At 52.8% G+C, this 22107-nt stretch carries 21 protein-coding genes; 9 read left to right on the forward strand and 12 right to left on the reverse strand.

From position 1 onward, the window contains the following. The first annotated feature begins 17 nt into the window (after positions 1 to 17). The 3 genes from ftsA (at position 18) to lpxC (ending at position 3465) form a co-directional block, all read left to right on the forward strand. Complete coding sequence (gene ftsA / locus EBB_RS01620) at positions 18 to 1244, forward strand: cell division protein FtsA (RefSeq protein WP_020483769.1); 1227 nt, start codon at positions 18 to 20, stop codon at positions 1242 to 1244. A gap of 23 nt (positions 1245 to 1267) precedes the next feature. Further along, positions 1268 to 2428, forward strand: coding sequence for a cell division protein FtsZ (gene ftsZ, locus EBB_RS01625; protein ID WP_036278068.1), 1161 nt, complete (start codon positions 1268 to 1270; stop codon positions 2426 to 2428). 110 nt (positions 2429 to 2538) lie between these two features. After that, positions 2539 to 3465, forward strand: coding sequence for a UDP-3-O-acyl-N-acetylglucosamine deacetylase (lpxC, locus tag EBB_RS01630; protein ID WP_192392174.1), 927 nt, complete (start codon positions 2539 to 2541; stop codon positions 3463 to 3465). Between the two features lie 72 nt (positions 3466 to 3537). On the opposite strand, the gene EBB_RS01635 is transcribed toward lpxC, so the two are convergent. Genes EBB_RS01635 through EBB_RS01650 form a run of 4 tightly spaced genes read right to left on the reverse strand, consistent with a single transcriptional unit; the run spans position 3538 to position 7476 of the window. After that, positions 3538 to 3981, reverse strand: a complete 444-nt coding sequence (locus tag EBB_RS01635; RefSeq protein WP_192392175.1) for a DciA family protein — start codon at positions 3979 to 3981, stop codon at positions 3538 to 3540. 17 nt (positions 3982 to 3998) lie between these two features. Continuing rightward, positions 3999 to 5642: a hypothetical protein gene (locus tag EBB_RS01640; RefSeq protein ID WP_192392176.1), complete on the reverse strand. Its 1644-nt coding sequence runs from the start codon at positions 5640 to 5642 to the stop codon at positions 3999 to 4001. Positions 5643 to 5667: 25 nt separating this feature from the next. Beyond that, the gene (locus tag EBB_RS01645) at positions 5668 to 6033 is read right to left on the reverse strand and encodes a DMT family transporter (protein ID WP_033156796.1); all 366 of its coding nucleotides are present in this window, start codon (positions 6031 to 6033) and stop codon (positions 5668 to 5670) included. A 3-nt stretch (positions 6034 to 6036) separates the two neighbouring features. Further along, on the reverse strand, positions 6037 to 7476 hold the full coding sequence (locus EBB_RS01650) for a UbiA family prenyltransferase (RefSeq protein WP_192392177.1): 1440 nt from the start codon (positions 7474 to 7476) through the stop codon (positions 6037 to 6039). Between the two features lie 283 nt (positions 7477 to 7759). On the opposite strand from EBB_RS01650, the gene EBB_RS01655 reads away from it, so the two are divergent. Beyond that, entirely contained in the window at positions 7760 to 8515 is a 756-nt protein-coding gene (locus EBB_RS01655) for a pentapeptide repeat-containing protein (RefSeq protein ID WP_225587198.1), read from the forward strand. Positions 8516 to 8528: 13 nt separating this feature from the next. Next, a complete protein-coding gene (locus EBB_RS01660) occupies positions 8529 to 9923 on the forward strand; it encodes an amino acid permease (RefSeq protein WP_192392178.1) in 1395 nt (464 codons plus the stop codon). 552 nt (positions 9924 to 10475) lie between these two features. Here EBB_RS01660 and EBB_RS01665 read toward each other — a convergent pair. The 5 genes from EBB_RS01665 to speA all read right to left on the reverse strand — a co-directional run bounded on the left by EBB_RS01665 (position 10476) and on the right by speA (position 16731). Then, positions 10476 to 11276 (reverse strand): hypothetical protein, encoded by an 801-nt coding sequence (locus tag EBB_RS01665; protein WP_192392179.1) that lies wholly within the window; start codon positions 11274 to 11276, stop codon positions 10476 to 10478. A 681-nt stretch (positions 11277 to 11957) separates the two neighbouring features. Then, entirely contained in the window at positions 11958 to 13277 is a 1320-nt protein-coding gene (locus EBB_RS01670; protein WP_192392180.1) for a UDP-glucose dehydrogenase family protein, read from the reverse strand. Positions 13278 to 13293: 16 nt separating this feature from the next. After that, positions 13294 to 14160 carry an NAD(P)-dependent oxidoreductase gene (locus EBB_RS01675; protein ID WP_192392181.1) on the reverse strand — a complete coding sequence of 289 codons (867 nt, stop codon included), beginning with the start codon at positions 14158 to 14160 and terminating at the stop codon, positions 13294 to 13296. Positions 14161 to 14231: 71 nt separating this feature from the next. After that, positions 14232 to 14840, reverse strand: coding sequence for a GDSL-type esterase/lipase family protein (locus tag EBB_RS01680; protein WP_192392182.1), 609 nt, complete (start codon positions 14838 to 14840; stop codon positions 14232 to 14234). A gap of 64 nt (positions 14841 to 14904) precedes the next feature. Next, positions 14905 to 16731, reverse strand: coding sequence for a biosynthetic arginine decarboxylase (speA, locus tag EBB_RS01685; RefSeq protein ID WP_229427521.1), 1827 nt, complete (start codon positions 16729 to 16731; stop codon positions 14905 to 14907). Between the two features lie 83 nt (positions 16732 to 16814). Here speA and speE point away from each other — a divergent pair, with 83 nt between their 5' ends. The 4 genes from speE to EBB_RS01705 all read left to right on the forward strand — a co-directional run bounded on the left by speE (position 16815) and on the right by EBB_RS01705 (position 20165). Next, positions 16815 to 17660 carry a polyamine aminopropyltransferase gene (speE, locus tag EBB_RS01690; RefSeq protein WP_192392184.1) on the forward strand — a complete coding sequence of 282 codons (846 nt, stop codon included), beginning with the start codon at positions 16815 to 16817 and terminating at the stop codon, positions 17658 to 17660. Between the two features lie 258 nt (positions 17661 to 17918). Further along, the gene (locus EBB_RS01695; protein ID WP_192392185.1) at positions 17919 to 18833 is read left to right on the forward strand and encodes a GGDEF domain-containing protein; all 915 of its coding nucleotides are present in this window, start codon (positions 17919 to 17921) and stop codon (positions 18831 to 18833) included. 163 nt (positions 18834 to 18996) lie between these two features. After that, the gene (locus tag EBB_RS01700; RefSeq protein ID WP_033156807.1) at positions 18997 to 19434 is read left to right on the forward strand and encodes an exosortase system-associated protein, TIGR04073 family; all 438 of its coding nucleotides are present in this window, start codon (positions 18997 to 18999) and stop codon (positions 19432 to 19434) included. Between the two features lie 35 nt (positions 19435 to 19469). Next, positions 19470 to 20165 carry an OmpA family protein gene (locus EBB_RS01705; RefSeq protein ID WP_192392186.1) on the forward strand — a complete coding sequence of 232 codons (696 nt, stop codon included), beginning with the start codon at positions 19470 to 19472 and terminating at the stop codon, positions 20163 to 20165. 84 nt (positions 20166 to 20249) lie between these two features. On the opposite strand, the gene EBB_RS01710 is transcribed toward EBB_RS01705, so the two are convergent. From EBB_RS01710 to EBB_RS01720, 3 genes are all read right to left on the reverse strand, one after another. Further along, positions 20250 to 20453: a hypothetical protein gene (locus EBB_RS01710; protein ID WP_192392187.1), complete on the reverse strand. Its 204-nt coding sequence runs from the start codon at positions 20451 to 20453 to the stop codon at positions 20250 to 20252. A 42-nt stretch (positions 20454 to 20495) separates the two neighbouring features. Next, positions 20496 to 20771, reverse strand: coding sequence for a late competence development ComFB family protein (locus EBB_RS01715; protein ID WP_192392188.1), 276 nt, complete (start codon positions 20769 to 20771; stop codon positions 20496 to 20498). Between the two features lie 135 nt (positions 20772 to 20906). Beyond that, positions 20907 to 22106, reverse strand: a complete 1200-nt coding sequence (locus EBB_RS01720) for an ABC transporter permease (RefSeq protein ID WP_192392189.1) — start codon at positions 22104 to 22106, stop codon at positions 20907 to 20909. Position 22107 lies beyond the last annotated feature (1 nt).

Here is a 22107-nt window from a genome sequence, read left to right on the forward strand (position 1 = left end):
CTTACTGAGCATAAACAATGGCCAAAAAGACAGATCGAAATTTATTAGTGGGGCTGGATATAGGCACGTCGAAAGTCGCGGCTATCGTCGGTGAATACCGCGGTGGCGACGAAATCGAAGTGATCGGTATCGGCACCGCACCGTCCAAGGGCCTGAAAAAAGGCATCGTGGTCAATCTGGAATCGACCGTGCACTCCATCCAACGGGCGATAGAAGAAGCCGAATTGATGGCGGGTTGCCAGATCAAATCGGTATTTGCCGGGATTGCCGGCAGCCATATTAAAAGCCTGAATTCGCACGGCATCGTGGCGATCAAGGAAAAGGAAGTGACCCAACACGACATCGATAGAGTGATCGATTCGGCGCGGGCGGTAGCGATTCCGGCCGATCAGAAAATCCTGCACATCTTGCCGCAGGAGTTTGTGATCGACCAGCAGGAAGGCATCAAGGAGCCGATCGGTATGTCCGGTATTCGCCTGGAAGCCAAGGTACACATGGTCACCAGCAGCGTCAGCGCCGAACAGAACATCGTCAAATGTATTCGTAAATGCGGACTAGATGTCGATGACATTGTGCTGGAACAACTGGCTTCCTGCGCGGCGGTGTTGACCGACGACGAAAAAGATCTGGGCGTCTGTCTGATCGACATCGGCGGCGGCACCACCGATATAGCGATTTTCTCGGAAGGCGCGATCAAGCACACGGCGGTGATTCCTATCGCCGGCGATCAAGTCACCAACGACATCGCCGTGGCGCTGCGCACACCGACCAAAAACGCAGAGGAAATCAAACGCCAATACGCTTGCGCGTTGACGCAATTGGCGGACCCGCAACAAACCATCGCGGTGCCTAGCATCGGCGACCGCGAGCCGCGCAAGATTTCGGCGCAGAATCTGGCTGAGATCGTCGAACCGCGCTATGAAGAATTAATGCTGCTGGTACAAGCAGAGTTAAGAAGAAGTGGCTATGAAGATTTAATTGCCGCCGGCATGGTGATTACCGGCGGCAGTTCGCAAGTGAGGGGATTGGTCGAATTGGCGGAGGAAATATTCCATATGCCGGTTCGCATGGGGGTACCGCTGCATGTATCCGGATTGACCGATGTAGCGGAAAACCCGATTTATTCGACCGCGGTGGGTTTGTTGCTTTACGGCAAGGATCATCACGGCCGGGCGTTAGGCATGAACGATGATGGCGCGGATCTGTTGTCAAAAATCAAAAGCTGGTTTCAAGGAAATTTTTAATTTTTTGTCTGGAGGGTGTGAAAATGAAATATGAATTATTGGATAGTAGCGGCACCGCGGTTATCAAAGTCATCGGCGTAGGTGGCGGTGGCGGCAACGCGGTCAATCACATGGTGGAAGACGGTATCGATGGCGTGCAATTTATCTGCGCCAACACCGATGCCCAAGCCCTGCGGGAAATGAGCGTAGAGTCCATCGTGCAATTGGGTGTTGAACTCACCAAAGGCCTGGGAGCGGGCACCCGTCCTGAAGTCGGCAGAGCAGCAGCGGAAGAAAATCGTGACCGCATCCGCGAAGTCATTGCCGGCGCCGACATGGTGTTTCTGACCGCAGGCATGGGCGGCGGTACCGGTACCGGAGCGATCGCAGTATTTGCCGAAGTGGCGAAAGAACTGGGCGTGTTGACAGTCGCTGTCGTATCCAAACCTTTTGATTTTGAAGGTTCCAAGAAAAAAGGCGTGGCCGATGCCGGTTTACGCGAACTGGAAAAACTGGTCGATTCATTGATCATCATTCCTAACCAAAAATTGCTGCCGACTTTGGGCAACAATAAATCGCTGGTGGAAGCGTTCCGCGCTGCTAACGACGTGTTGCGCGACGCGGTACAAGGTATCACCGAGCTGATTACTCACCCTGGCCTGATGAACGTCGACTTTGCCGACGTGAAAACCGTGATGTCCAATATGGGCAGCGCCATCATGGGCACCGGCGTGGCGAGCGGCGAAAATCGCGCCCGTTTGGCGGCGGAAAAAGCCATCGCTTGCCCATTGTTGGACGACAACAATCTGCAAGGCGCGCGCGGGATTCTGGTGAACGTCACCTCCAACGGCGACTTGGGCTTGAACGAGTTTGACGAAATCGGCAGCATCATGCATGCCTTCGCTTCCGAAGACGCCGACATGAAAATCGGTATGGCGGTCAACCCGGCGATGGGCCAGGAAATTAAAGTCACCGTCGTTGCCACCGGCATGGGTGAAAAAGCCAAACAAGCGGCTTCGCCTATCAGCTTGGTGAAAAAAGTCGCGGCCGGCGAAATCAATTACGATCAACTGGACAAACCGACCATCGTCCGCCAGCAAAAACAGGAATCGACTCGGGAATCCCGCTTCGGCGCGCAACCTAGAAACGATGTGGACCTGGATTACCTGGACGTACCGGCTTTCTTAAGACGCCAAGCAGACTAAGGGCCGCTTTTGCGGCACGTCTATGAGGCAGCTGAGCCAAGTTCGGGGGGAGCTATCGCATAATCTGTGATAGACTCCCCGGCCTTGTTTTACCTATTTGTCGGCATTTCATGATTAAACAGCGTACTTTAAAAAACACCATCAGAGCCACTGGCGTTGGTTTGCATACCGGCGATAAAGTGTATCTGACCCTGCACCCCTCCGAGCCCGATACCGGCATCCGTTTTCGCCGTGTGGATTTGGAAACTCCGGTGATGATAGCCGCGCGTCCTGAAAATGTCGGCGAAACCAAGCTGTCCACGACTTTGGTCCGCGATGGCGTCAAGGTGTCTACCGTCGAACATTTGCTGTCGGCTTTGGCCGGTTTGGGCATAGACAACGCGATTGTCGACGTCAGCGCCGCCGAAGTGCCTATCATGGACGGCAGCGCCGGACCGTTTGTGTTTCTGTTGCAATCGGCCGGAGTGGTCGAGCAGGACGTACCCAAACAATATATCCGTATCAAACGCGCCATACGTGTGGAAGACGGCGACAAATGGGCCGCGTTCGAACCATTCGATGGCTTTAAAGTCACCTTTACCATCGATTTCGAACATCCGGCGTTTTCCGAGCATTTGAAAACGGCGGTGATGGATTTCTCTTCGACTACGTTTGTGAAGGAAGTCAGCCGAGCCCGCACCTTTGGCTTTATGAAGGACATCGAGTTTTTACGCGAGAACAATCTGGCACTGGGCGGCAGCCTGGATAACGCCATCGTGGTGGACGACGATAAAGTCTTAAACGAGGATGGTCTGCGTTATGCAGACGAATTCGTGAAACACAAAATCCTTGATGCCATAGGCGACTTGTATTTGCTGGGCTACAGCCTGATCGGCGAATACCAGGGCTTCAAATCCGGTCATGCGCTGAACAACAAGTTGCTGCTAAGCCTGATGAACGACAAAGACGCCTGGGAAATGGTGACTTTCGAAAATGCCGAGGACGCACCGATTTCCTTCATGCATTCCGCGCAAACATCGGCACGCGCGACGGGCTAATCCCTCATCACGCATACATAAAGCTGTTCCGTGGCCGGTCAACTTGATCGGCCACAATCCTGCCAAAACTTCCTAATCTTCCCGCAAGCGTTTCGCCAACGTAGCGCCCAAACGCGTCAACGCCGCAGCCAAAACATCCTGTTCATCCGCCAGCTTAAACTGCTGTGCAATCAAACCGACATTTTCCGCTGACGGCAAGCGCGGTGTGCGTTTTGGCCGAACGGGCTCGGCTATCGGCGGGACAATGCGCACCTGCAAGCGGACAATATAGGGATGCCCCGCAGCATGCAATTTGTCTAAAATCGCTCGATTGAAAAACCGAATTTGCGATGCCCAGCTGGCCGAATCGCAGTACAATAGCATCTGCGCACCCGACACCACGCAATGTTGAGCGTGCGGAGCAATCTCAGCCGGTAACGCCGCCCTAACAATAGCCAGCAAGGCCTGTTGCGCGGTAATTTTGACCAAACACAGGTTTAGTTGCTTGTTGTCAAAATCAAGAGCCGTCCTAAACATATTTTTGCGATAACTCGTCATTGCGAATTCATTTGCTCTGAGCCGACTTTTGGATACTCCAGAATCAGGCCCTGTTGATCATTTTTAATAATATGCCAGCCATTTGCCACTATTCGCCGTTCATCGACGGCTGACAAAGGCAAATTTTCAGTTTCCACACCGAATCGACCCGGAAATAAACCGACGCGTATTGGCCTGCTGCCAGCTTGCTGTTTTATGTCGCTGACAACGTCGAGCACTGAAACATACCCATCGCCGGCGGACATGAACGCTCGCATTTCATCACCCTTTGGCCCCGCCGCAATTGCCTCAATCTGGCGGACTCGTGCGCCGCACTCTATCCGAAACACATGCGCCCAATTAGACACCAAGTAAGTATCGGCCTGATTGCCGCACAAATAGGCTTTTCCAGTTGAAAATGCCTGCGCCAATTTCGGGTAATCGTTATCGCTGTTGCGGAAACTCTCCGAAGAGACCGCATAATTAACATGGAAAAACACCAAGCAAACAAACATCGCCAATTTGGCCTGCTTCCAAGCATTAAGAACGGGCTGCGTGCCATGATCGGCCAACAGCGCAAACATTCCAGCCCATAAAAAAGGGGAATATTGCAGAGTGTGGCGAAGATTAATCACCTCGCCCCATTGATAGCGGGTACGGGCAGCAACGACCACACAGGACCCTACAGCCAGATAAATCGTTGAAATAGCGAAAGCTTTTTTACCGAAAGTCGGTAGCTTGGACCAGCGGTATTTATAAACCGCGTAGGCAGCGGCAATAATCAAAACCCCGAAACCCAGTAAACCGGGCAGAGACCACGCCACATACCGGGCACATTCGCTACAGGCCGTCGCATCCTTTAGCAAAGCCTCGATATATGTGCGCAAATTCTCGACAAAACCTATCGTGCTTGGCCCCATCAAATAGGGATTCAGCGACCCAAAGATCAGTATATTTCTGAGCAGCAGCGGCGCTACGACCACGGACATGCCAAACATCGCCGCGACAGCGTGCAGTAAAACAACGCGCCGTTCCCCTGCTGCACTGCTTAACCAGCAATAGCCAAAATATAAAATAACGCTAGCCAGCAGTGCTAAATGCGCATTTCTGATTGCGTAAGCCATACCGGCAAGCAAACCGGCGAAGATAAAGCCATAGATTGACCGCGAGTTAAGCGTCAACCCAATGACGGCCACCGCTAACCATAAACCGAACACATCGGTCAGCCCCATCAACGAATGCCTGAGCACACCCGGTGATAACGCCGCCAATCCTGCCAACAGTAAGGCGAGGATGGGGCCGATGCTATGGCGAAAACTGAAAAATAATAACCACGGCAATGTAATGGCAGAAAAATGCGCCAAACCTATCGCGGCATCTTTTGCATCGATACCAAAACTGGAAACAGCCGCCAGGACGACGGCAAAACCCACGGGAAACAAGCGATTCTCGACCTGATCCTGATCTCCCGGCGCCAAACCATACGGAGTAATCAGCAAGCTGCCGGAATTGAGAAAATTTCTGGCTTGTTCAATATAGCTGGCGCTATCAGGGGTAAACGGAAAACTCGGCGACCGGTAGTGCATATGCACCATCAGCATTAGCGACATCGCTGACAGAATGCATAATTGATGTAAAAGAGCTCTGAATTGCCAAGTCATACTTATTAGTTATCTCGTAACAGGGTCAGGAATTGGCCACCAACCAAACTCCCTCGCAAATCAACAAAATGCCCAAGACGCGGAAAGCGGTGACAGTCTCGCCGAGCAGCATCCCGATCAGCACGGTTAATGCGAAACCCAAGCCTACCAAGGGATAGGCTTTACTGACATCCCAGGATGCCAAAACCTTCAACCAAACTATGGCGCCGACACCGTATAAGGTAAATCCGGCAAACACAAATTTGTTGGTAAATACGATCCAAGGCAGGCGCGGCGTCAGCGGCCCGGCCATAGCTTGCTTCACATCCACACTGGACATGCCGAGCTTCAACATAAACTGCGCGGCGACAGACAGGACGATGCTAAAAATAGCGATCAGTAGAATTTGCATGAATTATTCCCAATGTGAAAAATGAGCGGCTAATGTGGCGAACAGCATCAAGAGAACTGTGATCCGACTACCGAAGTCACGCACCGCGAACACTAACGGGTCATCATGCATTTCGCCGCGAGCGGTTTTTATCCACAACCGCGCCAGCCAGTAAATCAGGCCTATCGCCACAAACCATAACAGCTGTGGATTTAGGTAACGTATCTGAGTCTCCGCCGAGGTAATAAATAAACCAAACACCACCACCGCGCACAACGCGGAACTGACGCCCAAGGGCCAAAGCACTACCAGATCCACCGCCCGGTAATCACGGCCATGTGTGGTTTCCTGGCCTTTTTGTTGCAAAGCGACCAGTTCGGAACAACGCTTGACTAAAGCCAGACTGAAAAAGATAAACACCGAAAAAGCCAACAACCAGGAACTGGTCGCTACCGCCGCGGCCACGGAACCGGCAATAATCCTGAGGGTATACAGCAGAGATAGCACCATTACATCGATCAACACATAGGATTTCAATAGCCATGTATAAGTCGTGGTGACGAATAAATACAGCAGCAACATGCCCAAAAAGGCCTGCGATACGGCCAACGCTAACACCAGGCCGGTTAGCAATAGCCCGCAAGCGGCTGCCAAACCTTTCAAAATGGGCAATTCGGCGCTGGCAAACGGCCTAAATTTCTTACGCGGATGATTACGGTCGCTATCCAGATCCCACAAATCGTTACCCATATATGTGGCGGACGCGGCCAAGGAAAACCCGAAGAAGCCCAGTACAACAGTACCCAACTTATCCAAATCATCAAACGAAAACGCCGTTAACAACGGCACGAATATCAACAGATTTTTCATCCATTGATGCACCCGCAACGCCCGCAACCACAAGCGGAGTTGATTGACGCCGGAAGTAAACTCCTGTTCTATCTGGGTATTTGCCCGCACAGTTTTAGCGACGGACTTTGAGGTATTGACCAGTATCGCCGCCTGCGCAGCCTGCCAAATCGGCAAATCGGCCTTGCTGTCGCCCGCATAGACAAAATTAGGCCCCACCGCCTCGCGGATGGCCTCCAGCTTGTTGATACCTTTAAGGTTATGGTTCTCATCGCTGCCCAGCACCTTATCGAACAAATCCAGATGCTTGGCAACAGCATCGGCTATATCGGAATGTGCGGCGGTGGCCAGCACCAACTGCCTGCCCTTCCGTTTTTCCGCGCGCAAATACTCAAGTAAATCGGTTCGATAAGGCAAACTCTCGACATCAAGCGACGAAGCTTGTGCTACGCGGGTTTTAAAAACCGCCCGTCCCTTCGCTAACCAAATCGGCAATTTAAATACAGCGAACGACTGCCGTTTGCAGACCTGCAACACCGACTCAACCAGGGTATCGGTGGGCGTCAGCGTACCATCCAAATCAACGACAAGCGCGGCTAGCGAAGTTTCTGTCATGTTATTTTTTGTATAAGGCAAATAATGCAACGCTGAAAAGTCGAAAACGCTTAGGTTTTCAAACACATTGTAATGTAACAGCAATTCCGCAAGCTACGTTAACTGAACCGGCGCGTCGTTACAAAGCCCCCGGCCAACTTGCCGATAATTCCGAGCAAAGCCCAGTTACAATCACTACCGTATTTTCTGGTTGAGTCTGACTAAGACCCTGTTACTATCAACCAAAAACGGTTCTGACTAGCGCATTACCCGAACCAACAATGACAATATTGCGGAGGTTTTAATGACAAACTTATCGATCAAAACAGTAATAACGCTAATTCTGGCGAGTCAAAGCATAGCCTATGCCGCCGACCTCACCCGAGCCCAAGTGGAACAAATGCTGGCCAAAGCGGACAAGCAACACCCCGCCGACCTGCGTCGTAAGGATTTGACCGATCTGGACTTATCCAACCTGGATTTTCGCAATGCCGATTTATGGGGCGCCGATTTAAGACGTTCCAATCTGAACAAAAGCAATCTGCAAGGCCTGACGCTGGATTTAACGGTGATGACCAACATCAAGCTCAGCGCCGCCAATCTAGCCAACACCAGCATCTTCGGCGTCAGCCTGATGCACGCCGACCTCAGCAACGCCGACATGAGCGGTAGCCGGGTGGTAGCCATTATGGACGGCGCCAATTTAAGCCATGCCAATCTCAGCAATGTGCAGTGGGCGGCGGACATGAAGAACCAATCGATGGGCTTGATGCGCGCCAGCTTGAAAGGCGCCAATTTGACCGGCGCCAACCTCAGCAATGCCCAACTCGGCCGCGCCATGTTGAAACACGCCAAATTAAATAACGCCAACTTACAGAACGCTGACCTGTATTCCGCTGAAATGGATGGCGCCAACCTGACCGGCGCCAATCTGACCAATGCCAATTTCTCGCAAGCCAAATTGCACGATGCGATCTTCACCGAGGCGGTGACGACCGGCACCCGCTTTGACGGCGCCCAAAACCTGCCCGATTCAGTCAAGCCGGCCCCTTCCAAATAATCGAGACCACTTCATGCAAATCCCCAAGCAGTTACTGCAACGCAAATCCGTCGAAGCCCTGACCGGTGTCCAGCATGGCTTAAAGCAAACCCTCACCGCCAAGGACTTAACCATCCTAGGCATCGGCGCAGTCATCGGCGCCGGTATCTTCGTGTTGACCGGCATCGCCGCCGCCAAATATGCCGGCCCAGCCATCGTGGTGTCGTTCATTTTAGCCGGCATCGCCTGCGGCCTGGCAGCCATGTGTTACAGCGAACTGGCGGCCATGATTCCGGTGTCCGGTAGCGCTTATAGTTACGCTTACGCGACTATGGGCGAACTCATGGCCTGGATTATCGGCTGGGATTTGATCCTGGAATATGCACTCGCCAGCAGCACGGTCGCGATAGGCTGGGCCGGCTACCTCACCAGCTTTCTGGAAAACTTTGGGGTGCATTTACCCACTTATCTGACCACGGCTTATCTGGCCAACCCTGAGGCCGGCTTCATCAACTTACCCGCCGTCAGCATTATCTTGCTACTGACCGGCTTGCTGGTAATCGGCATCCGCCAATCCGCGATCTTCAATTTCGTGATGGTGTTGATCAAACTCTCGGTGATCGTGGTGTTTATCGTCGCTGGCTCCGGGCATATCCAAGCCGACAACTGGGCCAACTTTACCCCCTTCGGCTTCGGCGGCGTCCTAACCGGCGCCGGGGTGATTTTCTTTGCCTACATCGGCTTCGATGCCGTATCCACCGCCGCGCAGGAAGCGATTAACCCGCAACGCGACGTACCCATCGGCATCATCGCTTCGCTGGCGGTCTGCACCTTGCTTTACATTCTGGTGGCCGGCGTATTGACCGGCATCATTCCTTACACCGAACTCAACGTCCCAGCGCCGATTGCGCTGGCCGTCGATCATGTCGGCATGAGCTGGCTGTCGCCGATTATTAAAATTGCCGCCATTGCCGGCCTGACCTCGGTGATGCTGGTACTGCTGATGGGGCAAAGCCGGATCTTCTTCTCCATGGCCAAAGATCAATTGCTGCCGCCGTTGTTCGCGCAAGTGCATCCCAAATTCCAAACCCCGCATTTATCCACCATTCTGGTCGGCGTCGCAGTCTCTTTGTTGGCTGGCTTCATGCCCATCGAGAAACTCAGCGAGTTGGTCAGTATCGGTACTTTGTTTGCGTTTGTGCTGGTCTGCGGCGGCGTCTGGATCTTGCGCAACAGCCACCCGGAAATGGAACGCCACTTCAAATGCCCGGCCGTACCTTACGTGCCGATTGGCGGGATTTTAGTGTGCTTGAGTTTGATGGCGGGCTTGCCTGTAGATACCTGGATCAGGTTGTTCGTTTGGCTGGCGATTGGGTTTTTGATTTATTTTGGGTATGGGGTGAAGCATAGTCAGCTTCGATCTTCTTAGCTTTGTGTCGCTGGCGCGACTGCTGGTTTTAATGCCGGTTCGCGGACCGACAGCCGCGATACTTTCGCTACGAAAACCATCCTTGGTTTTCGCCCTTCGGGCCAGCCTATCGGCTGTTCAAATTCGCTCCAGGCGAATTTGTGCGTGGCCAAAAGAAAGTATCCAAAGAAAAGGCCACCCGGATGCCGCTTAGCTCACTCGGCAAATCCTTGTGCCTCGCCCTTCGGGTGCGGTGCATGCAAATCGGCTATCCTGCCGATTTGTCCTGCGCTCCTCGCTTTTGAACGGGGTTGCCGAAAGGGGCTTCCTGCCCCTTCGTCAACGCGCCGCGTCCCTGCGACGCCCCTAACGGGCTTGATCCGTTCAAAAGCTCCGGTGCTCGGCGCGGCATACGGGAGAAAAACATCCCCTTGTAGGGTGGGCAATTTTGCCCACCATTGGCTTTCACCCCGCGTGGGCACTAAATCGTGCCCACCCTACTGGGCTTTTATGTTCCTCTTTGCGTCACTGTGTTGGAGTGGCACGAATTTTTTCTGATGCCTAACGCCAGTGCTAAGAGGCGCGCGGCTCTTCCGCGCGTCCTTCTTGAGCACTTTGTTGGGTGCCCATAGCCACCTCAATGAAATACGGGATTTGGACAACTTGTGATGAAGGCGCACCTTCAATGTCAATTGTACGTGCGCCGAGGCTATAGAGGTTGCCACCCAAATTCCGTTCTAGACAGGCGACCATCAGCGAACCGATGACAACATTAACCCACCCAACGGCGCGGCTAGTCTCGGAGATGAGACCAGAAAATGCCCTAGCAGGATCACCCGGAGCGATGGCTTCCAGCATCGCTCGTCCAGCAATCGTGTCCGCAAATGCAAAGAGCGAGTTGGCGTTTGCCTGAGCCAAATAGATATCGAGAGGTTCACCGTCTGCTAGTGAACGGAATCCATTCTGAATTTGCTCTATGTCATAGTGAAATGCGTGGTGGTTACGCACACGCGCAATCAGATTGTCACGCCCGAAGTAACGCCTCATAGATACAAGCGCGTTCCGACCAGCATCATCTATGGCGGTGTCGTAAGTGCGCGATAGGGCACTTGCGAAGTAGCCAGTCTGAAGAAGATTCCAGAATTCATACAATTTTCCCGTCAACAATCTTCCCAATAGAAGCGCTTGCGAATTCTCGGCGCGCTCAAGCACAGGAATGTCCGATCGATTGCCGGAGCAAAAATGAAACAACTTCGCCAGCACGCTAATTTCGTTCGCGGCATGAGCAAGCATTACAAGGAGATTTCGCTCAGGCTCAGGCATTTGATTGAGCTGAGCCTTTGTTAACTCGAAGTGATGCAGTTGAATCGTCATTTCTTACGCCCAACAAACCGTATATCTTTCTGAAAATGCGCTTCGATACGGTAATTTATTGATCTGCATATGATCTTCCTTTCTGTGTATCATTTACTCGTTCCCACGCGCCGCTTGGGAATTCAAGCCTGCCGCGCTGCGGTCAGCTAAAACCAATCCCGATAAACCGCCAGCAAGTAGCCTGGATGAAGCGCAGCGGAATCCGGGGAATGGAAGCCATCAAAACCTCAATTTCGTTTCACTCCATCGAGGCTACATTGTTTGTCATCAACCGACTTTTAATTCCGGGACGGTTTTCTCCCGTATGCCGCGCCGAGCACCGAAGCGTTTATCGAGATCAGCCCAAAGGGGCGCCGCAAGGATGCGGCGCGTCGGCGGAGGGGCTGGGAAGCCCCTTCTGCCGACCCTCGATAAAAGCTCCGGCCCGCAGGGAATAAGCGGCATCCGGGCCGCCTTTTCTTTGGGTACTTTCTTTTGGCCGAGCACAAATTCGCCAGGAGCGAATTTGAACAGCCGATAGGCTGGCCCGAAGGGCGAAAACCAGGGATGGTTTTCGTAGCGAAAGTACATCGGCTGTCGGGCCGAGACCCTACATTAAATCAAACCGTCGCGCCAGCGACACCTTGACTTCGATAACCCTTGGACAAGCCCGGGGCAAACGAAACCCAATAAAAAAACTAATCAACGCCCAATCGCGTAATACTGCAACCCAAACTGCTTAACCAACCTCGGCTCATACATATTCCGCCCATCGAATATCACCTTGTCTTTCAACAGGCGACCCAAATCGTCGAAATCCGGGCTACGGAACTGTTTCCATTCGGTGACAATGATCAATGCATCCACATCGTTCAGCGTATCCGCCTGTTTGGCGCAATATACCAAACCGGCTTTGTCGCCGTAGATCCGATGCGCTTCTTCCATCGCTTCCGGGTCGTAGGCACGCACCGTCGCCCCAGCATCAATCAAGGCTTCCAGCAGCACGCGACTGGGGGCTTCGCGCATGTCGTCGGTGTTGGGTTTAAACGCCAGCCCCCACAACGCGAAGGTTTTGCCTTTCACGCCATCAGGGTAGTGTGTGGAAACTTTCTCGAACAAGCGATGTTTTTGCCGGTCGTTGACGTTTTCCACTGCACTCAGCAATTCGGCTTGATAGCCGTAATCGCGGGCGGTGCGTTCCAGGGCTTTCACGTCTTTGGGGAAGCAGGAACCGCCGTAGCCGCAGCCGGGGTAGATAAAGCTGTATCCGATACGGCTGTCGGAACCGATACCATGGCGAACATTTTCGATGTCGGCACCCAATCTTTCCGCCAGATTGGCCAGTTCATTCATGAAGCTGATTTTGGTGGCCAGCATCGCGTTGGCCGCGTATTTGGTCAACTCGGCAGAGCGAATGTCCATCGTAATCACCCGTTCCCGGCTGCGATTGAATGGCGCGTACAGCGCTTTCAATAATTCGGCGGTTCTGGGATTGTCGGTGCCGATGATGATGCGGTCCGGCTTCATGAAATCGTCCAGCGCCGAGCCTTCTTTCAAAAACTCCGGATTGGAGACCACATCAAATTCCAATTCCTGGCTGCGCTCGGCCAATACGCCCTTGATGGCCTGTTTGACTTTGTCGGCGGTGCCGACCGGTACGGTGGATTTATCGACGACAATTTTATAATCGCTCATGTGTTCGGCGATGCTTTTCGCCACGGCCAGTACGTATTTCAAATCGGCCGAACCATCTTCGTCCGGCGGCGTGCCGACGGCGATGAATTGAAACAAGCCAAAATCCACAGCTTCTTTAACATCGGTGGTAAAGCTCAAACGTCCTGCGGCAACGTTGTCCTTGACCATCTCGTCCAGACCCGGCTCGTAAATCGGAATGACGCCTTGTTTGAGTTGGTCGATTTTGCGCTGGTCTACATCCATGCACAGCACTTGATTGCCCACTTCGGCCAGACAGGCGCCCGTCACCAAACCTACATATCCACTGCCAAACACCGTAATTTTCATCGTTACACCTTGTAAACTAATTGGGAGATCGTTTCTGTTTTAATCGATACAACGCGGAAATATCCTCGTCGCCATAACCTTTGGCCATCAGTTTGGCATAGTCTGCGAGCGTAGTAATGGTTAGCGGGCAACCTACGCCGGCATGTTGCGCCATATGCTGGGCTATTTTTAAGTCTTTATGATGAAGCGCTAATTTAAATCCGGGGGGAAATTGGTTTTGCGTCATGGTCTTGCCGCGATGCTGCAAGAACCAGTTGCCGGCTGCGCCGCCGCTGACGATTTCGATGACTTTGTCCATCGGCAAACCTTGCGCCTCCGCAAAAGCCAAGGCTTCGGTAACCGCTTGGTTAATCCCGGCACACATGATTTGGTTCACTGCTTTGCAGGCTTGCCCGGAGCCGACACTGCCCATGTGTTCGATACGTGCGGTCATGGCCGCCAACACCGGCCGTACTTTTTCGAGTACCTCGGCCTCACCGCCCACCATCATGGCCAACGTACCTTTGTTGGCGCCTTCCACCCCGCCGGATACCGGCGCATCGAGGAAAGCCGCATGCTTTTCCGCAAGTTTTTGCGCCGCGACTGTAGCCGTCTCACTGCTGACTGTGGACATATCCACCACCACACAGCCGGGCCGGATGGCTTTGGCAATAGCATCAACCACCACCAACACGTCTTTGTCGGCCGACACACAGATCAACACGGCATCGACTTGACCGGCCAGTTGTTCGATAGTCTCGCAAGCCTCAATTTGCAATTCGGTCGCCAAGGCATCGGCCTTGCTAAAGGTACGATTGTAAACCGCGGTCAAGAGGCCGGCCTTGGCAAGATTACGCGCCATGCCCTGGCCCATTGCCCCCAATCCGATCAAGCCTACCCGCATGTCATATCCCCCGAAATGTTGTCTGGACCATTATAGCGTCTTAGTTGGGTACTAAAAGACCGCGCGGGCGATTATAACGCTCCGTGTTTTTGTAATAACGCGACCACATTTTCCGCCAAAAGCCGATATCCCCTATCATTTGGATGGACCGTATCCGACTTAAGCTCGTTATTTGCCAGAATGTTAGGCAAACTATCCAGATCGCTAGGCACACCTTCGGAAGCAGCCAGCTCTTCATAAATTTTGGCGCTATGTAAAAACACGATCCCAAACGCCGGCACACCGAAGACAACTACCGGGATATTGCGTTGCCTGGCTTCGGCTATCATGGCTTTCAGATTGTCGCGGGTTTGTTCCGCCGCGATTTGTTGCAAAATATCGTTGCCGCCGTGTATCAAAATTAATAGGTCGGGCCGATATTCATCCAGCAATGCCGGTAAGCGCTGCCGGCCTGCACTGCTGATTTCTCCAGGAACTCCTTCATTAATGACCTCGCGGCCGGTCAGTTGCGTGAGTATGCTGGGGTAATCATGTTGGGCCGAAGCGCCGGTTCCATAAGTTAGGCTATCGCCAAAGGCCAGAATGACGGCGTTATCCGGCAGCTTGCTTAAGGCTGGCTTTGGTTTATTGCAAGCCATACCACCGAATAGCAATACTAAAACCATCAGAACTATTTTCATGCGCGCCCTCGTTCCTTTAAGCGCCTGAGGCGCAGTACCCTTATCTATCCTTCAATCGCCTTAGCTATTTTTCCAAGTAGGTATAAGCATTCAATCCGGCCAGCAGCTCCTGCTCGAAAGTCTGCTTTTGCACTGCCGTTAATCCGCTAACGTCCAACTTTTGCCGGTAGGCGGTTTTTAACGCTTCGGTATTGATATGCACATAATCCAGCAATTCGCTGACATCCTCGCCTTCCATGAAATCGCCGAAACGATAGCCTTGCTCGTCCAACTCGACGTTAATAGAATGCGTGTCACCGAATAGATTATGCATATCACCCAAAATTTCCTGATAGGCGCCGACCATGAAGAAGCCGATCAGATAGTCCTGATCTTCGGTAATGGTATGCAGCGGCATGGTATTGGCGATGTTCTGATGATCGACATATTGATCGATACGACCATCCGAATCGCAGGTTAAGTCTTGTAGAACCGCGCGCCGGTTGGGTTGCTGTTGCAAGTGATGAATGGGCATGATCGGGAAAATCTGGTCTATACCCCAAATGTCCGGCATCGATTGAAACAAGGAGAAATTGCAGAATACCTTGTCCGCCAGCTTTTCATCCAGTTCCTGCAAAATCTCCCGGTGATGGTGGTTATCCAGGTTCAACTCGCGCTGAATTTGCTGACACAAACTGACATAGTGCTTTTCGGCTTCGGCGAGCTCGGTCAGCGACAAATCGCCCTGCACAAACTGGGCCCGAGCTTCGGCCATATTGAATTGGGCATTGTGGTAGGCCTCGGCGATATTTTGCCCGCTAATCGCCACCGCTGTCGCCGCACCTTGCAGGCTTTCCACTTCGGTGACGTTGGTAATTAACACCGCGTGGTGCGCGGTGATGGCCCGGCCGGATTCGGTGATGATATTGGGCTGCGGCAAGCCGTGTTGCTGCGCCATTTCCGCAAAGGCGCGGACGATGTTTTCCGCGTACTCGTTGACGCTGTAATTAATCGAACATTCGCGGCGCGAACCACTGCCGTCGTAATCCACGCCCAAACCGCCGCCGGCATCGACGGTGGTGATATTGGCACCCAATTGATGCAATTGCAGATAAAACTGGCCGGCTTCTTTCAAGGCCAATTTGATGTCGTGGATATTGGCGATCTGCGAACCCATATGAAAATGCATCAGTTGCAAGCAGTTCAGCATCTTCAATTGCTGCAAGCGGGCAATCAGTTGCAACACTTCGCTGGCGTGTAAGCCAAACTTGGATTTTTCCCCGCCGCTGTTTTGCCATTTGCCGGCGCTGATGGTTGATAATCGCACTCGCAAACCGATCAACGGCGTCACCTGTAACTTGGCGGCTTCTTCGATGATCATCTCCAGTTCGGACGGCTTTTCGATGACGATGAACACCGACAAGCCCATCAACTGGCCCATCAAAGCCATGCGGATATAAGCCCGGTCCTTGTAACCGTTGCAGACGATGGTGCCGCCAGGTTTGGCCAGTCCTAAGATCGCCAATAACTCCGGTTTGCTGCCAGCTTCCAGGCCGATGTGCTCGGCGGCAACGATGCTTTCCACCACATTGCCTTGCTGATTAACCTTGATCGGATAGACCGGCGTGTAATGGCCGCTGTAATGGTTCGCGGCTCTGGCTTGGTCGAAGGCCTGCTGCAACTGGCGGATGCGGTCGCACAAAATATCGGTAAAGCGCACCAGCACCGGGAAGTTCAAGCCCTTGCCCCGCAAGGCCTGGGCGATGTCGAACAGATCGATTTCGGTCGCGCAATCGGCTTGCGGCTTTACGCAGACATGGCCTTGGTCGTTAATCGAAAAATAACCGTTACCCCATTGCTGAATAGCGTAAAGCTGCTTGGATTGTTCAATCGACCAGGGTTGTGTCGGCACGCGCGGTATCCTAACTGTCATAAAGAGGTAGAAATTCTAAAGTATAATGATGAACGTTATATGACTTTTTACAGGACTTTCACATGCTCGACGCCCAATGGTTCAGCGAAGCCCAAGAGCCTTCCGGTTCGGCCTTTTCATTAAAAATTAAACGTAAACTGCACGAGGAGCAATCCGAATTTCAGTTTCTGGAAATCTACGAAACCGAACAGTTCGGTAATCTGATGGTGATCGACGGCTGCACCATGGTCTCCACCCGGGATAATTTCTTTTATCACGAGATGATCAGCCATCCAGTATTGTTCACCCATCCCAACCCAAAAAACGTGTTGATCATCGGTGGCGGCGACTGCGGTACTTTGCGGGAAGTATTGAAGCATCCGGGCGTGGAAAAAGCCGTGCAAATCGACATCGACGAGCGCGTCACCCGCTTGGCGGAAATCTATTTTCCGGAACTATGCGAATCCAACAACGATCCGCGCGCCGACCTGAAATTCATCGACGGCATCAAATGGGTGAAAGACGCCGCGCCAAATAGCGTGGACATTATCATCGTCGACAGCACCGATCCGGTCGGCCCGGCCGAAGGCTTGTTCAGCGCCGATTTTTACAAGGATTGCTACAAAGCCTTGAGTGAAAACGGCATCGTCGTGCAGCAAAGCGAATCGGCCTTGCTGCATATGAAAATCCTGAAAGAAATGCGCGAGGAAATGCGGACCGCCGGCTTTGAACACCAGCAAACCGTATTCTTCCCGCAATGTATTTATCCATCCGGTTGGTGGAGCGCAACGATGGCTAGCAAAGCCAACTTGTCCACATTCCGCGAGCAGGACGCCGCCAATAAAGGTTTCGAGACGGTTTATTACAACAGCGACATTCACAAAGCCAGTCTGGCAATGCCGGAGTTTTTCAAAAAAGCCTTTGCTTAACCACTAATCGAGCCGAAGCCACGCGCTTCGGCTCCGCTGAGCGGTTCTTACCGCGCCACGCAGAACATGGCCTCAAATCGTTTGGCCACGTGCTCACAGCATCGTCCCTTGCTAGCTATCCGGCTATCTGCGACACTGAGGCCATGTAGGAGGTTTCTTACAGCACGCCTAGCCGGCAAGATAGTCTCACAATTGCCCGAGTAACGCCCCAAAAGCATATTTGCTTGCCCAAGCCAGGAGATGATTAGGACTCGCCCGATGACCACGCCTCCCGACAAAACTCAGTTAATCTTGTCCAACACCTTAATCGGCAAATTATCCGAAAACGGTCGTGACGCTTCGGAGCTGGAGCCGTATTTGGTGGTGTTATCCGGCAGCGATCAAGGCAAGCAATACAAATTACACCATCATCAGCATGTGTTGGGCCGCGAACCTGCCGTGGACATCCTGATTCCCGACCCTAAGGTCTCCCGGCGCCACGGCCGGCTCTGGGTACAAAACCAGCATATCCTGCTGGAAGACTTAAACTCCACCAACGGCACCTACGTCAACGGCAAGCGCGTCGCAAAGCATAAACTCGAATTACTCGACAGAATCCTGTTGGGCGACACCTACCTAAAAATCGATTACAAACGCCCCAACGAAGCTAAATCCGAACAGGCGCTTTACGCGGCGGCGAATCTGGATGCGATGACCAACATTCTTAACCGCAACGCCTTCATGCTGCGCGCGCAACAGGAATTGTCTTTTTGTAAACGCAACGAAACCCGATTGACGGTGATGATGTGCGACGCCGACCATTTCAAGCGCACCAACGACAATTTCGGCCATCTCGCCGGCGATCAGGTCCTTAAAGAATTGGCGAAAATCCTGAATGCGGAAATGCGCCAGGAGGATTTCCTGGCCCGTTACGGCGGCGAGGAATTCATCATGTTATTGCGGGATATTTCCAGCGATGCCGCTACCGCGCTGGCGGAGCGCATCAGACTAACAGTAATGCGGCATGCGTTTCAATACCAAAATCAGCCCATACCTACCACCCTTTCGATTGGCGTCTGCTCGTGCCGGATATTAGCCGACACCTCCCTGGAAGCCGTTATTCAAGCCGCCGACGACGCCCTTTACCGCGCCAAGAAAAACGGCCGAAATCGCGTAGAAATCGACGCCCGATAACTTTGGCTTGCCAACCGGGCAATACAAACACCTGGCTTCATAAGGTATTTGCATTTCTTCGCGCCGTGCGTTACTGTCCAACTTCCAGTGTTTTCGGCATTCTGCTGCTATGCTTAGGCATGCTAAGTAGAATTAAATTTGTAACACCACGGGAGTACCTAACATGAATAAAAATAAATTCCTCACCACCTGTTTGCTGTCAGGTGCATTGTTGGCCAGCCAAATGGCAAATGCGGACGAAAACCATCCGGGTTATCTGGCAGGTTTCACTTCCAGAGTTAGCCAAGGCTTTGCTAACACCACCTTCAGTTTTATTGAAATCCCTAAAAACGTGGTCAACATCACTCACGACCAAAACATTCTGCTGGGTTCGAGTTGGGGCCTGCTGCGTGGCGTGGCTCACACCGTCAGCCGCACTGTAATAGGCGTAGCGGAGCTGATTGCCTCGCCGATTCCCACCGATGAATTTATCTCTCCGCCATACGTCTGGGATCGTTTTAGCGAAGATACCCGTTACTTCGGCCTGCATTACCCCGGCTACTGGACTCATTTCGGCCCGCTGGATCACGGCTATACCGACACGCTGGATCATGGCAAGTAACGCGGACGATACCGCTCGATATTGAGGATAAGATCATGACAAAAAAATACGTATACATCCCGCTTGCCGTTCTGGCTTTATCGCTGACCGCCTGTTCCACTCCGAAAAAGGATGTGGCCGGGCTCAGCGCTGAAATTGATGCTGCATCCAAAGGTCATTACGGCCAAGCTTTGCTCCACGCCTCAGCGGCTGAACAGGACTTGAAAACAGCCAATCATGTGTTGAAACACTGGCAAAACGATTATTACTGGAACATCGACGAGACTCTGAAAGCGCAAGAGGCGGCAAAATCAGCTGCGGCACACGTTTTGGCCTCGGAAAAAGAGTATTGCCAATGGCTGACCGAAGCTCATTCGCAAAACCACCATCACGTGGAAACCATTCACGAAACCGTGGCCTACTTCAAATCCGGCAGCCATGTGCCGTTTAAAACCAAGGAAGACACCATCAGCCATATCGGTCACTTTTTACACGACCACCCCGATTCGACAGCAACGGTCACCGCTTCCACCGACACAGTGGGCAAACCTGCGGCTAACCAAGCCTTATCGGAAAGAAGGGCTAAATCGGTTAGCGAACTGCTGATTAAAAACGGCGCCAGAGCTTCGCAACTGGTCTCTAAAGCTATCGGCGAAGCGGGCGGCCCCGATAACACGGCGGATCAGAATCACCGGGTTGCCGTGGTTATTTCCGCACATCCCGACTATCTCGACTGCCCTAAATTTAAGTAAGCCCAACCCACCCTGCTCGCACCAGCGGCAGGGTACTTGGCGGCAGAGATTCAATAACATCGGGTATCGAATCTCTGCCCCACCTTACATCTCGTCTGCCTGCTGTTTCTGCCGATCCGCGCTTTCAAAAATCTGCTTTTCTGCGTCCCTGGCCTGATCCATGGGTTGCTTCATTGCATCTGCCAGCGGCTGCGACACGGCTGTCGGCGGGTTGGATTTATCGGCGGGTGCCGAGTCGCAAGCCTGCAAACCGCCAGCCATTAGCAAAAAAATTAAAGCGTTTTTCATGGTTTTACGGAATCGGCGAACTCAAAGGTTAATGGCAAAAACTCAATCATTCCGATGCTCGCGAGGCCGGCGCAAAACCTGCTGTATCGCCTGCTCCACCGCCATATCGACAGCGTTGGCCATCTCCTGATATTGCTGCTCGCTGACATTAATACCCTTATCGATAGTGTTTCGCACATAACACGGCGGTAATTTGTTCAGCGCCAGACAAGCCACGTCTTCCTGAAATGCTTGACTGAAAGGCTCGTCGGCCTGCTCAGCAAGCTTCCAAAGCCGGTCTATCACCAATCGCTCGTAATAATTACTAATATTCAGCATAAAGGCCTCTTGAAAAACATTGGCTGCAAATGCTGATAAGCATAGCCCAGAATCCAACTTGGCCGAAGCCAATCGCCAGGCTGACAGACGCCGCGATAATCCTTATTTTTACGGCGGTGCTGGGCATGATGCAGATCACTCCGCCCGCAACGCTTCCAGCGGATTCAGTCTGGCGGCCTTGATGGCCGGCACCACACCGGCTGCAACGCCGATAAACAGGGAAATTGCAAAAGCGGCAACGATGTAATTCCAGGCCAATTGCACCGGTAGCGCCGGAACGAAAGCGGCGGCGAGTTTTACTAGTGCCACGCCCAACAAAACGCCGCCGGAACCGCCGACCAGGCTCAGCAACATCGCTTCGCCGAGAAACAGCTTAAACACCATGCCACGCTCGGCACCAATAGCCCGCAACAAACCAATCTCCGACACCCGTTCCGACACAGCGATGGTCATGATGGTGAGAATACCGACCGAGCCCACCAGTAACGAGATGCTGCCCAGCGCCGCCACCGCCAAGGTTAATACACTCAATACCGAATCCATTTTCTCCAGCATCTGGTTTTGGGTAACGATCGTAAAATCCTCGGCACCGTGCCGCGCTATCAAGCGACGTTTGATGGCTTGCTCCACCGTTTCCGCGTTGGTCTCGCTGCTGTATAGCAAATCGATTTCCATCAAACTCTGCCGATCAAACATCTCCATGGCCTTGCCGCTGGCAACGAACACCGTATCGTCCAGGTCAAAACCCAACATCTGCCCTTTGGCCTGCATCACCCCGATCACCCGAAACCGGTCGCTGCCGATGCGAATCCGTTGCCCTAGCGGATTGATATTACCGAATAATTCAGCGCGCATCTTGCTGCCTAACACCGCGAACGCGCGCGGATTATCCAGACCGTCGTCGGGTAAAAAGCGGCCGCTATCGACTTTTAATTGCCATACTTGCGGCAATGCGGCACCGACGCCAAATACATTGGCGCGGCGTTGTTTGTTGCCGGCCTCGATCCGGGCATTGCCTTGTACCATCGGCATCGCTGCCAATACATGATCCAGATTTTCCAGGCTAGCGGCATCGGCCGTGGACAAAGGCCGCACGGTGCTGATGGTGGCGCCGGACAAGCCAAAGGTCGTGGTTTTACCGGGATAAACCGCGATCAGATGCGTGCCGAACTGGGTAAATTCCGCCAACACAAAACTATGAATACCGCGGCCGATGGAGGTCAAAATCACCACGGCGGCGATGCCGATAATCAGGCCCAGGGCGGTCAACAACGAGCGCTGCTTGTGGCTGCTGATGCTGCGTAACGCCAGTTTGGCTAAATCCAGCCAGTTCATC

This window comes from Methylomonas fluvii, assembly GCF_014850975.1.
Taxonomy (GTDB): Bacteria; Pseudomonadota; Gammaproteobacteria; order Methylococcales; family Methylomonadaceae; genus Methylomonas; species Methylomonas fluvii.

Excerpts from the sequence above, each read along its gene's own strand:
- EBB_RS01675 (WP_192392181.1), bottom strand. The coding sequence starts at position 14,160 with ATGCGGGTAGGCTTGATCGGATTGGGGGCAATGGGCCAGGGCATGGCG.
- EBB_RS01635 (WP_192392175.1), bottom strand. The coding sequence starts at position 3,981 with ATGTTTAGGACGGCTCTTGATTTTGACAACAAGCAACTAAACCTGTGT.
- EBB_RS01680 (WP_192392182.1), bottom strand. The coding sequence starts at position 14,840 with ATGAAAATAGTTCTGATGGTTTTAGTATTGCTATTCGGTGGTATGGCT.
- EBB_RS01650 (WP_192392177.1), bottom strand. The coding sequence starts at position 7,476 with ATGACAGAAACTTCGCTAGCCGCGCTTGTCGTTGATTTGGATGGTACG.
- EBB_RS01700 (WP_033156807.1), top strand. The coding sequence starts at position 18,997 with ATGAATAAAAATAAATTCCTCACCACCTGTTTGCTGTCAGGTGCATTG.
- lpxC (WP_192392174.1), top strand. The coding sequence starts at position 2,539 with ATGATTAAACAGCGTACTTTAAAAAACACCATCAGAGCCACTGGCGTT.
- ftsZ (WP_036278068.1), top strand. The coding sequence starts at position 1,268 with ATGAAATATGAATTATTGGATAGTAGCGGCACCGCGGTTATCAAAGTC.
- EBB_RS01645 (WP_033156796.1), bottom strand. The coding sequence starts at position 6,033 with ATGCAAATTCTACTGATCGCTATTTTTAGCATCGTCCTGTCTGTCGCC.
- EBB_RS01660 (WP_192392178.1), top strand. The coding sequence starts at position 8,529 with ATGCAAATCCCCAAGCAGTTACTGCAACGCAAATCCGTCGAAGCCCTG.
- ftsA (WP_020483769.1), top strand. The coding sequence starts at position 18 with ATGGCCAAAAAGACAGATCGAAATTTATTAGTGGGGCTGGATATAGGC.
- EBB_RS01695 (WP_192392185.1), top strand. The coding sequence starts at position 17,919 with ATGACCACGCCTCCCGACAAAACTCAGTTAATCTTGTCCAACACCTTA.
- EBB_RS01670 (WP_192392180.1), bottom strand. The coding sequence starts at position 13,277 with ATGAAAATTACGGTGTTTGGCAGTGGATATGTAGGTTTGGTGACGGGC.
- EBB_RS01705 (WP_192392186.1), top strand. The coding sequence starts at position 19,470 with ATGACAAAAAAATACGTATACATCCCGCTTGCCGTTCTGGCTTTATCG.
- speE (WP_192392184.1), top strand. The coding sequence starts at position 16,815 with ATGCTCGACGCCCAATGGTTCAGCGAAGCCCAAGAGCCTTCCGGTTCG.
- EBB_RS01715 (WP_192392188.1), bottom strand. The coding sequence starts at position 20,771 with ATGCTGAATATTAGTAATTATTACGAGCGATTGGTGATAGACCGGCTT.
- EBB_RS01720 (WP_192392189.1), bottom strand. The coding sequence starts at position 22,106 with ATGAACTGGCTGGATTTAGCCAAACTGGCGTTACGCAGCATCAGCAGC.
- EBB_RS01655 (WP_225587198.1), top strand. The coding sequence starts at position 7,760 with ATGACAAACTTATCGATCAAAACAGTAATAACGCTAATTCTGGCGAGT.
- EBB_RS01710 (WP_192392187.1), bottom strand. The coding sequence starts at position 20,453 with ATGAAAAACGCTTTAATTTTTTTGCTAATGGCTGGCGGTTTGCAGGCT.
- EBB_RS01640 (WP_192392176.1), bottom strand. The coding sequence starts at position 5,642 with ATGACTTGGCAATTCAGAGCTCTTTTACATCAATTATGCATTCTGTCA.
- EBB_RS01665 (WP_192392179.1), bottom strand. The coding sequence starts at position 11,276 with ATGACGATTCAACTGCATCACTTCGAGTTAACAAAGGCTCAGCTCAAT.